The following is a 13,281-nucleotide window of genomic DNA, read 5'->3' on the forward strand; positions in this document are numbered from 1 at the left end:
CGTGTCACGATAGCGACATGGGCGAGGTCAGGATCGGCACTTCGGGATGGGTCTACCCGCCCTGGCGCGGCACGTTCTACCCCAAGGGCGTCACGCAGAAGCGCGAGCTGGCGTACCTGAGCGAGCAGCTCGGCTCGGTCGAGATCAACGGCTCGTTCTACTCGCTGCAACGCCCGTCCAGCTATCAGAAGTGGGCCGCGGAGACGCCGGACGACTTCGTGTTCTCCGTCAAGGGCAGCCGCTTCATCACCCACATGAAGCGCCTCCAGGACGGCCACGAGCTGCTCGCCAACTACCTCGCGTCCGGGGTGCTCGCCCTGGGCCCGAAGCTCGGCCCGATCCTCTGGCAGCTCCCGCCCACGCTCCGGTTCGACGCGGACCTGCTCACGGCGTTCTTCAAGGCGCTCCCCCGCACCACCACCGAGGCCGCCGAGGTCGCGAAGCGCCACGACCACCGCGTGGACCCGGCCCACACCACCACGGACGCCGAACGGCCGATGCGCCATGCCCTCGAAGTCCGTCACGACAGCTACGCCACCCCCGAGTTCTTGGAGCTCCTCCAACGTCACGGGATCGCGGTCGTCATCGCGGACGCCGCCGGCAAGTACCCGTTCATCGAGGAGGTCACGGCGGACTTCGTCTACGTCCGGCTGCACGGCCACGACGAGCTCTACGTGAGCGGCTACACCCCCGAGGGCCTCGACCTGTGGGCGGAGAAGGTCCGGGCGTGGCGGAAGCACGGGGACGTGTTCGTCTACTTCGACAACGACGCCAAGGCCTACGCGCCTCGCGACGCACGGGCGCTTCAAGATCGTCTGGCCGACTGACCCGAATGGACGCACACTCCTTTGCGACGGAGGTGCGCCCATGTCGACGAAGAGCCTCATCGCCGCCTTGGTGATCACTGCGGGCGCGGTTGCCTCCAGTGGGATCGCTGTAGCGCAGAGTGACAAGACCTGCGACAAGGGCGAGTTCTGCGTGTGGGCCGGGCCGGAGTACACCGGCGCCGTGCAACGCCTCGACCTGGAGACCGCGAACCCCGGCGAGTGCATCACCCTCACGCTGACCGGGAAGTCGTTCGCGAACCGCCTGAGCAGGGACGCGACCGTCTACCAGCGGGACAACTGCTCGACCGAGGCCGAGTTCACCACCTACCCGAAGCACGGCACCTACGTGCCGGACGCGTACTTCGTGATCAGGGGCATCGAGGTGTGGGGTCCCTAACGAGCACGGGCTACTTTAGTCACCCTATGTAACTCCACTCGATCGTGTGAGTACTCACCAGTAGGTCCCCTTTCGTGCCTAAGTTGCCGCCCTATCGAGTGGTGGCAGCTGGAGGAAATGTGACCGTGGCGGGTGAAGCCGGGTTACTCGAACTGATGGCCGGGCGACTGGCCAAAGACGAACTCACCCCACGTGCGGCGGAACTGGTGCTGGCGGCGTGCCGGGGCGACGCGGCGCTGGACCGCGCGCTCACCGGCGTGGCGGCCGAGGAGGAGGCGCCGCCGGCCCGGTCGGACGGGCCCGGCCAGGGCATCTTCGTGTCGGAGGTCCGCGTGCGCGGCTTCCGGGGCATCGGCCCCCAGACACGCCTGCCGCTGGCGCCCGGCCCGGGACTGACCGTCGTCACCGGCCGCAACGGCTCGGGCAAGTCGAGCTTCGCCGAGGCGGCCGAGCTCGCGCTGACCGGCTACAACGCCCGCTGGACGCGCGCCAGGCACGACACGTGGAAGCAGGGCTGGCGCAACCTGCACCAGCCCGACACCGCCGTCGAATTGGAGCTCGTCCAAGCCGACCCCGAGGACGGCCCGGAAGACGACACCGCCGCACGGACCACGATCCGAAGACGCTGGGCGCCGGACGACGATCTGGCGCAGGGCGAGTGGACGCAGGACGACCGGCCGTTCGACCACGGCAGGTGGCACGACGCGTTGGAGACCTACCGGCCGTTCCTGCCCTACAGCGAGCTAGGGACCGTTCTCGACGCACAACCGGAAGACCTCTACGAGGCGATGCACCGCCTCCTCGGCCTCGAGGCCATCACCGACGCGCAGCAGGCGCTCGCCGAGCACCGCAAGCGCCTCGCCGAGATCGTCGCCCGCCCCTACGACCGGCGCGAACGCGTGCGCGCGGAGCTGCTGGCGTCCCAGGACGAACGCGCCCGCCGGGCCGCCGCGCTGCTCGGCAGCGACTCCCCCGACCTCGACGCGATCGCGGACCTCGCGCTCGGCGCGGACGTCGGCACCGGCACGAGCCTGCTGCACCAGATCGTGGACGTGACGCCGCCGCCCGACGACGAGGTGGACCGGGTGTGCGAGAAGCTCGACCTGGCGCTCAGCGGCGTCACCGCCGTCGCGACGGACAACGCGCAGGACTCGTTGCGGTGCAGCGAGATCCTGCGGCTCGCCATCCAGCTGACGGAGTCGGCGAAGAACTCCGGCTCGAGCCGAGCCCAGACCTGCCCGGTGTGCGACCTCGGCCGTCTCGATGGCATGTGGCTCGCGAAGGCCAAGGACCGCGCCGAGCACCTCGCGAGGGCCGCCGCGGAGCTGCACGAGGCCGCCGACCGCCTGGACGTCGCCGTCGCGGCCACCCGCGCGTTGTGCCAGCCGGTGCCCGAGGTGCTGCTCGAAGCCGAGGGCGTCCTCGACGTGACGGCCGCGCTCCAGGCGTGGCAGGCCTGGCACGAGTGCGTCGCCATCGACGACCCGATGCGCCTCCGACAGGAAGTATTCGACCGGTATACAACCCTCATACAGGCTGTCGACCAGTTGAAGACCGTCGCGCGGGAGCAGATCGACCGGCGCGACCTGGTGTGGCGGCCGATGGCGATCGCGTTGTTCGAGTGGCACTCGCAGGCCCAGCAGGCGCTGGCCGACTCCCAGGTCCTCGCGGACGTGACGGAGGCGGAGAACTGGATCCGCAAGGCCGCGGCGACGTTGCGGACCGAGCGGATCACGCCGTTCGCGAAGGAGTCGCAGCGCATCTGGCAGCGACTGCGCCAGCAGAGCAACGTCGACCTGGGCGCGGTGCGGCTCGGTGGTGCCCGCAACGTCGAGCTGGACGTGTCGGTCGACGGCGTCACGAACTCGGCGCTCGCCGTGATGAGCCAGGGCGAGCTGCACTCGCTGGGACTCGCGTTGTTCCTGCCGAGGGCGATGGTGGACGAGAGCCCGTTCCGGTTCGTGATGATCGACGACCCGGTGCAGGCCATGGACGCGTCGAAGGTCGACGGGCTCGCGCAGGTGCTCGCCGACGTGGGGCTGACCCGCCAGGTCGTGGTCTTCACGCACGACGAACGGCTGGTGGAGGCGTTGCGGCGGCTCCGGCTGGCCGCGACCGTGTGGGAGGTGTGCCGCGGCGAGGAGTCCGCGGTGCAGGTGCGGATGTCGGACGACCCGGTCGGCCGCTGCCTGGGCGACGCCCGCGCGATGCGGGGTGACGAGGACCTGCCGGACGCGTTGCGCGCGGAGCTCGTGGCGTCGTGCTGCCGGGCCGCGCTGGAAGCCGCGTCGCACGCCCGGTTCCGGCGTCAGCGCCTCGGCCGCGGGATGCCGCACGCCGAGGTGGAACGCCTGCTCGAGTGCGCGTTGACGACGCGGCAGAAGCTCGCGCTCGCCGTGCTGGACGACCTCGCGGAACCGGCGAAGCTGATGCCGCACCTGGAGGACGTCGTCGGCTCGTGGGCCGTGGACCTGCTCCAAGCGTGCCGGGTCGGCGGCGACACCGGCGACCTCGACGTGCTGATCCGCGACACCGAACTGCTCGCCGGGTGGTTGCAGCGATGACGGACAGCCTTCCCGCGGACGTCCAGGACCGCCTGACCTGCGTCGCGAACCTGCTGGCGCGCCCCGACCAGCTCGACGGCGTGCGCATCCGTTGCTGCGCCGAGTTGTTGCGCACGGCGGTGGAACGGTCGGTGGCCCGCGCGTGCGGTGCCGAGAACACCGACCAGCCCGTGCACGCGTTGCTGATCGCGCTTCCGTCCCATGTGGACACCGACGTGGCGCAGGACGCCTCCCAGCTGTGGCACGCGCTCAGCCGCGCGATCCGGCACCACGGCTACGAACTGACCCCGACGGTTGCGGAGCTGGCCGGCTGGCACGCCGACACCGCTGCCGTCGCCGCCGCACTGCGCCCGAACCTGACCCTGTCCGGCAAGATCGACCTCAGCTGAAGGCACCGGTGAAACTGCTGCTGTTCGCGGACCTGCACCTGGACACGCGCTTCCCCAGCGCGGGACCGGAGCGGCGTCAAGCGCTGCGCGAGACGTTGGGCCACATCGTGGACCTCGCCCAGGAATCCGAAGTCGACGCGATGCTGTGCGCCGGCGACCTGTACGAGCACGAGCGTTGCTCCCCCTCGACGGCCTCGTTCCTCCAGTCGTCGTTCGACTGCCCGATACCGGTGTTCCTGGTGCCCGGCAACGACGACTGGTACGGGCCCCACTCGGTCTACCAGCAGGTGGACTGGACGCCGAACGTGCACGTGTTCTCGTCGGGGTCGCTGACCCCGGTGGAGCTCGCCGACGGGGTCACGTTGTGGGGCGCGGCGAACGTCGGCCCCGGCCCCGCGCGGGACGTGCTCGACGGGTTCGCGGTGAACCGCGGCGGCGTGAACCTGGCGCTGTGCCACGGTTCCGCGCCCGGTGACGTCGCGATCACGGGGCTCGACCACGCGTTCCTCGGGCACGTGCACACGCCGGAGCACGCCGCGCACTACACGTTCCCGGGCAACCCGGATCCGCTGACGCCGGGCGAGACCGGGGAACGCGGAGCGGTGCTGTGCACGGTGAACGAGGACGGTTCGGTGTCGCGCGAGGTGTTCGACGTGTCGGCGTCGCGGTCGCTCGGCTGGCACGAGGCCGAGCGGACGTTCCCGTTGCTGGACTTCGACCACGTGTCGTCGGAACGGACCGTGCGCGGCCAGTTCGTGCGGGACGTGCTCGCCGATCCGTCGCTGGACGTGACTCTGCGCGGGCGCGTGCTGTCGGCCGGGCTGCGCGCGTTGGAGGAACGATGAGGATCGAGTCCATCACGGCGCACGCGTTCGGGCCGTTGCACGACCGTTCGTTGCCGTTGGCGCCCGGCCTGACCGTGGTGGCGGGGATGAACGAGTCGGCGAAGTCGTCGTGGCACGCGGCGATCCGCGCGGCGCTGTGCGGTGACCCGTCGGCGCGGCACCGTCCGTGGCGGGGCACGTCGTGGCGGGTGGAGGCGTTGATGTCGCTGGAGTCCGGCGAGGTCGTCGCCGTGGACCGCGACTTCAACGACGACACGGAGCCCGACGTCTCCCGGCGGATGGGCCTCGACCGGGCGTCGTTCGCCGCCACCGCGTGCGTGGACCAGGCGCAGCTGCTGACGGTGCTGGACGCGGCCAACGGCATGCAGAACCACCTGCGGCGTGCGGCGGCCACGGCGGGTACGGACGGCACGGTGGAGCAGGCGCTGCAACGGCTGACCGCGCCCGTCGACGAGCTGCGCGACGCCCGCAACCGCTTGCGGGAAGCCGAGACCGACCTGGCCGTGGCGCGGCGCGAGCACGCCCGGTACCAGGAGCTGAGCGCGCAGGCCCGGTTCGCCTCGGCCGCCCGCGCGCGCCTGGCCGTGCAGGAGCACGCCGAGTCGATGAAGGGCCTGTCCGCGCGGGTGGGACGGCTGACCGAGCTGAAGACGCGGTTCGGCGACTCGCCGCCGTCCGGGCTGGCCGCGCAGGAGGAGCTCACCCACGTGGTGAACCGCGCGCTGGCCGCGTGGCGGGCCGCGCCCAACCCGCGTGCGCTGGCGGGCCCGACCGCGGCGACCCTGCAGGTCGAGCTCGAGGCCCTGCCGTCGGTGCCGGTCGGCGAGACCGCGCTGGACGAGGAGCTCCGCGTGGTCGCCTCGGCCTACGCGACCGCGTCCGCCGTCGCCGCCGCGCACAACGAACGCCGTCCGTCACCGCCGACGAAGGCCGAACCGTCCGTGCTGCGCGGTCTGGCCACCCGCCTCGACCCCGCCGCGGGAGGCCGGCTGACCACGGCGTCGATCGAGGTGGACACCGCCCGCCAGCACCAGGACCACGCGGCCGCCGACGCGGCCCGCACCCAGGTCGAGGCCGACGTGGCCGCGGCCCGCGTGCAGGAGATCGCGGTGCCGAACCCGTTCCTGCGCAACGCCTTGCTGGCCCTGAGCTGCCTCACCTCGCTGGTGGGTCTGCTGCTGTTCCTGACGGGCCAGCACCTCGCCGCCATCGGTGTCGTCGTGGCCGCCCTGGTCGCGGGCGTCGGCGGGGCGATGTCCCGGGGCAACAGCACCCACCGCGAAGCCGCCGTGACCTTCGCCGCCGAACGGGCGGCCGCCGCCACCGACTCCCGCGCCCGCCTGTTCACCGCCGACCGCGCCCTCGCCGAGGCCGAAGGCCAGCGCGCCGTGTCGCTGGAGGCCGTGCGCCTCCACGACGAGGCCGTCGCCGGCTGTGCGTCCCTGCGCGTCCCCGCCGACCGCGAGACGTTGTGGCGCCTGGCGAACCGCCCGGCCTGGGAGGCCGAGCACGCCGACCTGATGTGCGAGGTGGCCCGCACCGAGAAGGCCGTGCGCGTGGAACTGGCGACCCGCGGCAAGGTGGACGCCGCGATGTCCGTCCCCGACCTCCTCGTCGACTACGAGACCGACTGCAAGGTCCGCGCCCGCCAGGCGTTGCTGGCGGCCCAACGCCCCCTCCTCGCCCAGGCACTCGCGGACCGCCGCCTCGCCGAAGCCGCCGTGACCGAGGCCGGCGCCGCCAGAGCTCGCGCGTTCGGCCTGCTCCGCGAGGCCGTCACGGCCATCGGCGGCACCGGCGACCGGCCGGAGGACCTCCTGCGCGCCATCGCCGAGTGGCAACGAGGCTGGGACCAACTCCTGCGCGACGCCGAGGACGAACGCATCGCCTGGGCGGAACTCCAGTCCCTCCAGGCCGACGGCACCCTGGACGACCTCGAAACGACCCTCTCGGCGGCCCAAACCCACCACACCACCCTGGTGGAGGCCGCCCTCCGCTACGCCACCGTCCCCCCGGCGGACCCGTCCCTGGCCCCGTCCGCCGACACCCTGACCGCCACGGCCACCGAACTGGCCCGCACCCTCCCCAGCGTCCCGGACGCCGAGGAGGCCGTAGCAGCGGCAACAGCCGCACTCACCGAGATAACAGCCGAGGTGGAGGCCATAGACCTGGCCTCCCGCTACCTCACCGCGGCGCGCGAAAAGGTCCACAGCACCATCGCCCCGGCGCTGGAAGACACCCTCCGCACGTGGCTCCCGACCGTCACCGACGGCCGCTACGTCGACGCCGCGGTGGACCCGGCGACCCTGACCGTCCGCGTCCGCACCTCGACGGAGTCGTGGCACCAGGCGTCCCGGCTGTCGCTGGGCACGGCGGAGCAGATCTACCTCCTGCTCCGCGTCGCCCTGGCCCAGCACCTCGCCACCGAGTCCTGTCCTCTGCTGCTGGACGACGTGACCGTGCAGGCGGACGACACCCGCACCCACGCCGTTCTCGACCTGCTGCTGCAGCTGTCGGCGGACCGGCAGATCGTGCTGTTCGCGCAGGACACGGCGGTGGCGGAGTGGGCGCGGGAGAAGCTGGGCGAACGGGACGTGCTGCACCAGCTCACGCAGGTGGCGGCCTGAGGAACGCGAGGATCCGGTCGGCGACGTCGTCCGGATCCTCGCGCTCCCACACGCGGTTCGCCTTGGGCAGTTGCCCGTGTTCCGGGCACGAGTGCCAGAAGCACCCGTCGACGAACAAGGCGATCCGCGCACCACGCAGCAGCACGTCGACTCGTCTGCGGCGGTTGGTCCCGGGGGCCGCGACGTCGACGAGGTACCGCAACCCCCTGCGATGCAGCGCTCGCCTGACCGCCATCTCCGGCGCCGTTCCGGATCGGCGCGTGCGGCGCATGACCTTCGAGGTCGCTTCGGACGTGGCGGCCGGCGCGGAACCCGGGTCGACGTAGCGGTACACGACCAGCAGCCTCTCAGAATTGTCAGACCCCGCGGTTACCGTCGAGCCATGACCAACGCCGCCTTCCGCAAGCTCGCCCCCGGCACCGACGAGAAGCTCGCCGACCTCGGCCTGCGCCAAGCCGTCCTGGACCGCGCGATCGCCGCCGGGATCGACGCCCGCGCCGCCTCGCCGCCGTTCGGGCCCACCAACGCGCCGGGGCTGCTCGACTGGATTCATCGGGTGGGCACGCTGCGGCAGCTGCTGGCGGCGGAGGGGTGGCAGCGGCTCGATCAGTGGAACGCCGGGTTGATCCGGCATCCGTCGCGGCCTGTGTTGCTCGGGACGTTGCAGGGCAATCGCGGGACCGGGTCGTCGGAGGCGCCGCTGCGCAGTGACTACGCGAAGGGGCCCGCCATCGCGGCGATGATGCGGGACAACGACCACGACCAGTTCGCGCTGTTCGAGAACGTGCGCAGCGAGGGGCTCAAGTTGTGGTTTCTGGTGACGTATCCGGTGCAGCTGGAGGATCGGCTGGTGGTGTTGCGGGAGGTGTCGCAGCCGGAGCCGACGCCGCAGAACCAGATCATCGAGCGGTGGGCTCATCGGATCGTGTTGCCGCCGATGGAGTTCCCGCTGCTCAAAGCGCCCAATGTGGACGGTCCGGAGGAGGTGGACTTTCCGGTCTCGCTGCGGCGGGGTTAGTGGGTGATGCCGGCGGCCAGGTTGGCCAGGGCGCCGGCGGCGAGGAGCAGGACGAGGGTGAGCGTGGCCAGTGCGATCGGTCTGCGCAGACCTGCGGTGTGGCGCATGCGGTAGGTGGTGGCGAGACTGAGCACCGCGCAGGCGATCGGGGCCGTCCACACCCAGTGCGGCCAGCGGATCGCGCCGACCACGGACAACCCCAGGAACAACAGGCCCAGCAGCCAGGCGGCGAAGCCGGCGGTGCGCAGCACCTGCTGTTGCCGTTGTGCTCGACTCTTTTGCGCCACGCAGCCACGTCCGATCCGCCTGTGTCCATCGCCGCGGGTTCGACGCTACGCCAAACGGCCTTGTGACGCGCGGTTGATCCGTAGGCCGGGGCCGCCTGGCAGTGCGGCGGGGCAGGAGCGACAATGTCCGGATCATGCTCACGCCCTCGCGACTCACGCTCGCCCGCACCCGGCGCGGTCTCACCGCGGCCGAGTTGGCGCGGAAGTCGGGGGTGCAGGCCCGGGCGATCACCGAGTACGAGCGCGGGATGCGCAGGCCGTTGCCCGCCACGGTCGAGTCGCTGGCCGGGGCGCTGGGGTTTCCGGCCGCGTTCCTGGAGGCGGCGGAACCGCCCCGGCCTCAAGGCGTCTTGGCGGACGCGCAGGTGACGGCGGCCGCTCAGCTCGCGATCGAGTTCACCGGGTGGCTCGACCGGCTGTTCGTGTTGCCGCAGCCCGATCTGCCTCCGCCGCGCACGTCGCCGCAGGGGGTCCGGGACGCGTGGCGGCTCGCGGACGGGCCCGCGCCGAACATGGTGCAGCTGCTGGAGTCGCACGGCGTCCGGGTGTTCTCGTTGCCGGTCGACTGCGGGGTGCAGGAGGCCATTTCGTGGTGGCACAACGGGACGCCGTTCGTGTTCCTCACGCCGACGGCCGTGCCGGAGCAGGCCCGGTTCGACGCCGCCGTGCAACTCGCCGTGTTGCTGGGACACGACGAACCCGCTGAGTTCGCGGCGGAGTTCCTGATGCCGCAACGGCAGTTGCCCGGCACGGATCATCGGCACTGGCACGTCGGCCGCGAGCAGTTCACGAGGTGGGCGAACGTGCACAGCCTCGTGCCGGGCGGCATGACGCGCCGGGAGACCTCGAAGCTGCTCACCAAGGTGTTCAAGGTCCTGCGCGAGAACGGCACCACGCCGGCGCACGTCGCCAAGGAGCTCGACCTCGGACTCGAGGAACTCAACGGACTGGTCTTCGGGCTCGTGCTGACGGCGCTGCCGGGCGGCGGCGAACCCGGCCCCCGCGGCCGCGCACGGCTGACGCTCGTCCACTAGCTCCCACCGAACGTGCACGCACGGTCGGCGCACGACCGCGATCTGCGACCAGATTCGGTCACGCGGCGGAGCCTCCAACCCCTCAGACTGGGCCAACTGAGCGATTTGCGAAACGCATCGCCCGGCATACCCGACACTGAGAGTGACGGGAAGCCGAGTCGTGAGGATGCCCCATGACGATGCAGCAACGCACAGAACCTTCGCCCGCCGCCGTCCTGATCGCCGTTGCCGTGCTCGCGCTGGTTCTGACCGTTGCCTTCGGCCCCCTGGGCTTCGTCATCGGTCTCGCGTTGTTCGCGTTGATGTTCATCGGCACCAAGAACAAGTCCGCCGAGCCGATCGCCGCCGCCCGGACCCGGTCACGCCTGCGCCGGCTGTCGACGGCCGGGCGCGTCTCGATCGTCGGCGAGTCCCACCACCAGGACGCCATCACCGAGGTCGTCCGGCTCGCCACGACCCACACGCCCGGCCCGGACGACGACACGTCGGTCCCGGCCGTCGCGGTGCTGGTGCCGGAGGCCGGGAACCGGAGTGCGGTGCGGGTCGACCTGTTGCGCGGCGACGGCTCCGCGGTCACGGCCGGGTACCTGCGCGGCGACCAGGCCGGCGAGTACGAGCCGTTGCTGAGAGAACTCGCCGAACGCGGTGAGGTCGGGTCCTGCCCGGCCCGCATCGTCGGCGGCGACCAGCGGTACGGCGTGCACCTGCATCTCGGCGCACCGCGGTTGCTGCTGCTGGACCACGACGCACTCGGCACGGCACCCACGTTGCCCGCCGAGCAGCAGGTCCCCGTCGTCGGAGAGCACGCCCATCAGTACGTGCTGCACCGCGTGGTCGACGGCCGCACGCCCGCGCACGTGATCGCCGAGTTAAGGGACATCAGGATCGCTAGAGGGTCTCACGTTGGTGAACACACTCTCGAAGTGCTGCTCGAGGGCGAGTCGATAGGACAACTCACCTTCGCGATGGGGCTTCGCTACTGGGACATGGCGCAGGAGTGGCGCGCCCGCACGGGGCGCGCGCTCTGCGAAGCCGTCATCACCAACGAGGGCACGCGCGGGCTTCAGGCGAACTTGCTGCTGCCCAGGTAGTCGGCGAACGTCCGGGGCTCACGCCCGAGAACGCGCCGGACGCCGTCGGCGATGTGCGCCTCCTTGCCCTCGCGGATGAGCACGATCAGCATCGTGATGAGCTCGGCGATCTCGTCCGAGTAGCCGTGCTCTCGCAGCACCGGGGTGAACTCCGCCTCCGGCAGGTCCACGTACCGCACGGGCTTGCCGGTCACGGCACTGATCCGCGCCAGCACGTCGGGGAACGACAGGGCCTCGCCTCCGCTGAGGTCGTAGGTCTGCCCGTGGTGGCCGGACCGGGTCAGCGCCGCGACGGCGACCTCGGCGATGTCCACCGCGTCGATGAACGGATGCACGCCCTGACCGGCGGGCACGGCCAGTTCCCCGTGCTCGATGGACGGGGCGAAGATGTCCTCGTCGAAGTTCTGCATGAACCACGTGGGCCGCAGGATCGTCCACTCCGCACCGGAGTCCTTGACCGCCGCCTCGAACGGGTCGTCGTCCGGGGCGCCGCGCATCGACAGCAGCACGAGTCTCGTGACGCCGGACTTCACCGCGATGCTCACGAAGTCGGGCAGCAGCAAGGGGTTCTCCGGCGGCACGACGTAGACGGCGGTCGTGCCGGCGACCGCGGGCTCCCAGGTGTCCTGGTCGGACCAGTCGAACTTCGTCGACGCCGAGCGCGATGCCGGACGGGCCGCGGGGCCGAGGAGTGCGGTGACGCGACGACCGGTCTTGCCGGTGGCGCCGAGCACGAGGACGGAGTCGGGGTTGATTGCGCTCAATGTTGACATGACTAGAGCTAATCAACATTGACCCGGACGATCCATGTCCGAACCACCGCCATCCTTGCTCATTCGTCCACGTGGTAGTTGTGGGGCATGAGTCAGCGTGATCTCGTGGACCTGAGGGACGCCCTGCGCGCCTTCGCCGCTGCCCGTGACTGGGACAGCTACCACACGCCCAAGAACCTGGTGATGGCGTTGTCCGCGGAGGTCGGCGAGCTCACCGACCTCTTCCAGTGGCTGACGCCGGAAGAGGCCCGGGACGCGATGAAGGACCCAGACCTCGCGTGGAACGTCCGCGACGAGCTCGCGGACGTGATGCACTACCTCACCAGGCTGGCGGACAAGCTCGACGTCGATCTCGTCGAGGCCGCGTTCGCCAAGATCGAACGCAACGAGCGGCGGTTCCCGACCGGGAGCCTCGTCCCCGTCCCCGTCCCCGTCGAGAAAGGTGAGTTGTGAGCGTCCAGAACGCGCAGGCCCTGCACGTGCACCAGAAGGTCACGTTCATGGTCAACCGCTACGAGGTGTTCACCGACGACAACGGCAAGCCCGGCGCACTGGTCGGCTTCGCCGAGCAGAAGCGGTTGAAGATCAAGGAACGGGTCACGGTCTTCACCGACTCGTCGAAGAGCCAGGTGCTGTTCGAGTTCAACGCGCGCAAGGTCATCGATCTCGGCAGCGGCTACGACGTGACGGATGCCAACGGCCGGTCGATCGGCTTGTTCCGCAAGGACTTCACCAAGTCGCTGCTGCGCTCGACCTGGCACCTGGAGCAGCCGGGCTGGGGTCAGACGACCGGTGCCGAGCGGAACAGGTTCCTCGCGGGGTTTCGCCGGCTGTGGCAGTGGATTCCGTTCGTCGGAGACGCGCCGTTCCCCATGCGGTATCACTTCGACTTCGTCACGGAGAACGGCGCTCCCGTGTTCAGCGTCGACAAGAAGACCTGGATCCGTGACCACTACCTGGTCCTGGTCCAGGATCCTGGCGTCGACCGCCGGCTCGTGATCGCCCAGGCCGTGGCGCTCGACGCACTGCAGTCCCGCTAGGACTCAGAGGTAAGTCAGCAGGAGGAGGATCAGGCACACCAGCAGCACGACGCCGAGCACTGCGGGCAGGATCGACTGCGAGGACGGCGCGGGCTCGCGGGCGTGCCTGCCCCGCCTCCTGCGCGCTCGCCACCGCAAAGGTGCCTCCCCTGCCCACTGCTCGTTCATGACGATCACGGTAGGGACGCACAACCCGAGCCTGACTCACGTCACCCGCTCGCCGAGGTCTCATCACCCGGTCAGCCGCTCAAGGAGCACAGCTCTCCATGCACGACGACATGGGAAACGGGCACGAAAAAAGCCCTGCGGGGAGCGCTTGTGGCGCTCAACCCGCAGGGCAAATTAAGTTCGGCGGCGACCTACTCTCCCACACCGTAACCAGTGCAGTA

Annotated in this window: 15 protein-coding genes; 11 read left to right on the forward strand and 4 right to left on the reverse strand. The window is 70.7% G+C overall.

Annotation, left to right across the window (positions count from 1 at the left end):
• Nucleotides 1–17: 17 nt before the first annotated feature.
• The 6 genes from ACFWNN_RS35335 (at nucleotide 18) to ACFWNN_RS35360 (ending at nucleotide 7,649) form a co-directional block, all read left to right on the forward strand.
• Nucleotides 18–827 (forward strand): DUF72 domain-containing protein, encoded by an 810-nt coding sequence (locus ACFWNN_RS35335; RefSeq protein ID WP_382444295.1) that lies wholly within the window; start codon nucleotides 18–20, stop codon nucleotides 825–827.
• A gap of 40 nt (nucleotides 828–867) precedes the next feature.
• The gene (locus ACFWNN_RS35340; protein WP_382444296.1) at nucleotides 868–1,224 is read left to right on the forward strand and encodes a peptidase inhibitor family I36 protein; all 357 of its coding nucleotides are present in this window, start codon (nucleotides 868–870) and stop codon (nucleotides 1,222–1,224) included.
• A gap of 155 nt (nucleotides 1,225–1,379) precedes the next feature.
• Complete coding sequence (locus tag ACFWNN_RS35345; protein WP_382444297.1) at nucleotides 1,380–3,788, forward strand: AAA family ATPase; 2,409 nt, start codon at nucleotides 1,380–1,382, stop codon at nucleotides 3,786–3,788.
• The gene (locus ACFWNN_RS35350) at nucleotides 3,785–4,177 is read left to right on the forward strand and encodes a hypothetical protein (protein ID WP_382444298.1); all 393 of its coding nucleotides are present in this window, start codon (nucleotides 3,785–3,787) and stop codon (nucleotides 4,175–4,177) included. Before ACFWNN_RS35345 ends, ACFWNN_RS35350 begins: the two co-directional genes overlap by 4 nt.
• Nucleotides 4,178–4,185: 8 nt before the next feature.
• A complete protein-coding gene (locus ACFWNN_RS35355; RefSeq protein WP_382444299.1) occupies nucleotides 4,186–5,022 on the forward strand; it encodes an exonuclease SbcCD subunit D in 837 nt (278 codons plus the stop codon).
• Complete coding sequence (locus ACFWNN_RS35360) at nucleotides 5,019–7,649, forward strand: AAA family ATPase (RefSeq protein WP_382444300.1); 2,631 nt, start codon at nucleotides 5,019–5,021, stop codon at nucleotides 7,647–7,649. The genes ACFWNN_RS35355 and ACFWNN_RS35360 overlap by 4 nt, the downstream gene beginning before the upstream one ends.
• Here the strand turns inward: ACFWNN_RS35360 and ACFWNN_RS35365 are convergent.
• The gene (locus ACFWNN_RS35365; protein ID WP_382444301.1) at nucleotides 7,630–7,983 is read right to left on the reverse strand and encodes a very short patch repair endonuclease; all 354 of its coding nucleotides are present in this window, start codon (nucleotides 7,981–7,983) and stop codon (nucleotides 7,630–7,632) included. The genes ACFWNN_RS35360 and ACFWNN_RS35365 overlap by 20 nt on opposite strands.
• 48 nt (nucleotides 7,984–8,031) lie before the next feature.
• Between ACFWNN_RS35365 and ACFWNN_RS35370 the strand changes: the two genes are divergently transcribed.
• Nucleotides 8,032–8,667: a hypothetical protein gene (locus ACFWNN_RS35370; protein WP_382444302.1), complete on the forward strand. Its 636-nt coding sequence runs from the start codon at nucleotides 8,032–8,034 to the stop codon at nucleotides 8,665–8,667.
• On the opposite strand, the gene ACFWNN_RS35375 is transcribed toward ACFWNN_RS35370, so the two are convergent.
• Nucleotides 8,664–8,954: a hypothetical protein gene (locus ACFWNN_RS35375; RefSeq protein WP_382444303.1), complete on the reverse strand. Its 291-nt coding sequence runs from the start codon at nucleotides 8,952–8,954 to the stop codon at nucleotides 8,664–8,666. The two genes, ACFWNN_RS35370 and ACFWNN_RS35375, sit on opposite strands and share 4 nt — an antisense overlap.
• Nucleotides 8,955–9,088: 134 nt before the next feature.
• Here ACFWNN_RS35375 and ACFWNN_RS35380 point away from each other — a divergent pair, with 134 nt between their 5' ends.
• Entirely contained in the window at nucleotides 9,089–9,988 is a 900-nt protein-coding gene (locus ACFWNN_RS35380) for a helix-turn-helix domain-containing protein (protein ID WP_382444304.1), read from the forward strand.
• Nucleotides 9,989–10,161: 173 nt separating this feature from the next.
• Nucleotides 10,162–11,079 carry a hypothetical protein gene (locus ACFWNN_RS35385; protein WP_382444305.1) on the forward strand — a complete coding sequence of 306 codons (918 nt, stop codon included), beginning with the start codon at nucleotides 10,162–10,164 and terminating at the stop codon, nucleotides 11,077–11,079.
• On the opposite strand, the gene ACFWNN_RS35390 is transcribed toward ACFWNN_RS35385, so the two are convergent.
• Entirely contained in the window at nucleotides 11,052–11,852 is an 801-nt protein-coding gene (locus ACFWNN_RS35390; protein ID WP_382444306.1) for an NmrA family NAD(P)-binding protein, read from the reverse strand. The two genes, ACFWNN_RS35385 and ACFWNN_RS35390, sit on opposite strands and share 28 nt — an antisense overlap.
• Nucleotides 11,853–11,939: 87 nt before the next feature.
• Between ACFWNN_RS35390 and ACFWNN_RS35395 the strand changes: the two genes are divergently transcribed.
• Nucleotides 11,940–12,305, forward strand: a complete 366-nt coding sequence (locus tag ACFWNN_RS35395) for a nucleotide pyrophosphohydrolase (RefSeq protein WP_382444307.1) — start codon at nucleotides 11,940–11,942, stop codon at nucleotides 12,303–12,305.
• Nucleotides 12,302–12,892: a hypothetical protein gene (locus ACFWNN_RS35400; RefSeq protein ID WP_382444308.1), complete on the forward strand. Its 591-nt coding sequence runs from the start codon at nucleotides 12,302–12,304 to the stop codon at nucleotides 12,890–12,892. The genes ACFWNN_RS35395 and ACFWNN_RS35400 overlap by 4 nt, the downstream gene beginning before the upstream one ends.
• 3 nt (nucleotides 12,893–12,895) lie before the next feature.
• On the opposite strand, the gene ACFWNN_RS35405 is transcribed toward ACFWNN_RS35400, so the two are convergent.
• Nucleotides 12,896–13,060, reverse strand: coding sequence for a hypothetical protein (locus ACFWNN_RS35405; protein ID WP_170176444.1), 165 nt, complete (start codon nucleotides 13,058–13,060; stop codon nucleotides 12,896–12,898).
• Nucleotides 13,061–13,281 lie beyond the last annotated feature (221 nt).

It is taken from the genome of Lentzea sp. NPDC058450, from assembly GCF_042721395.1.
Taxonomy (GTDB): Bacteria; Actinomycetota; Actinomycetes; order Mycobacteriales; family Pseudonocardiaceae; genus Lentzea.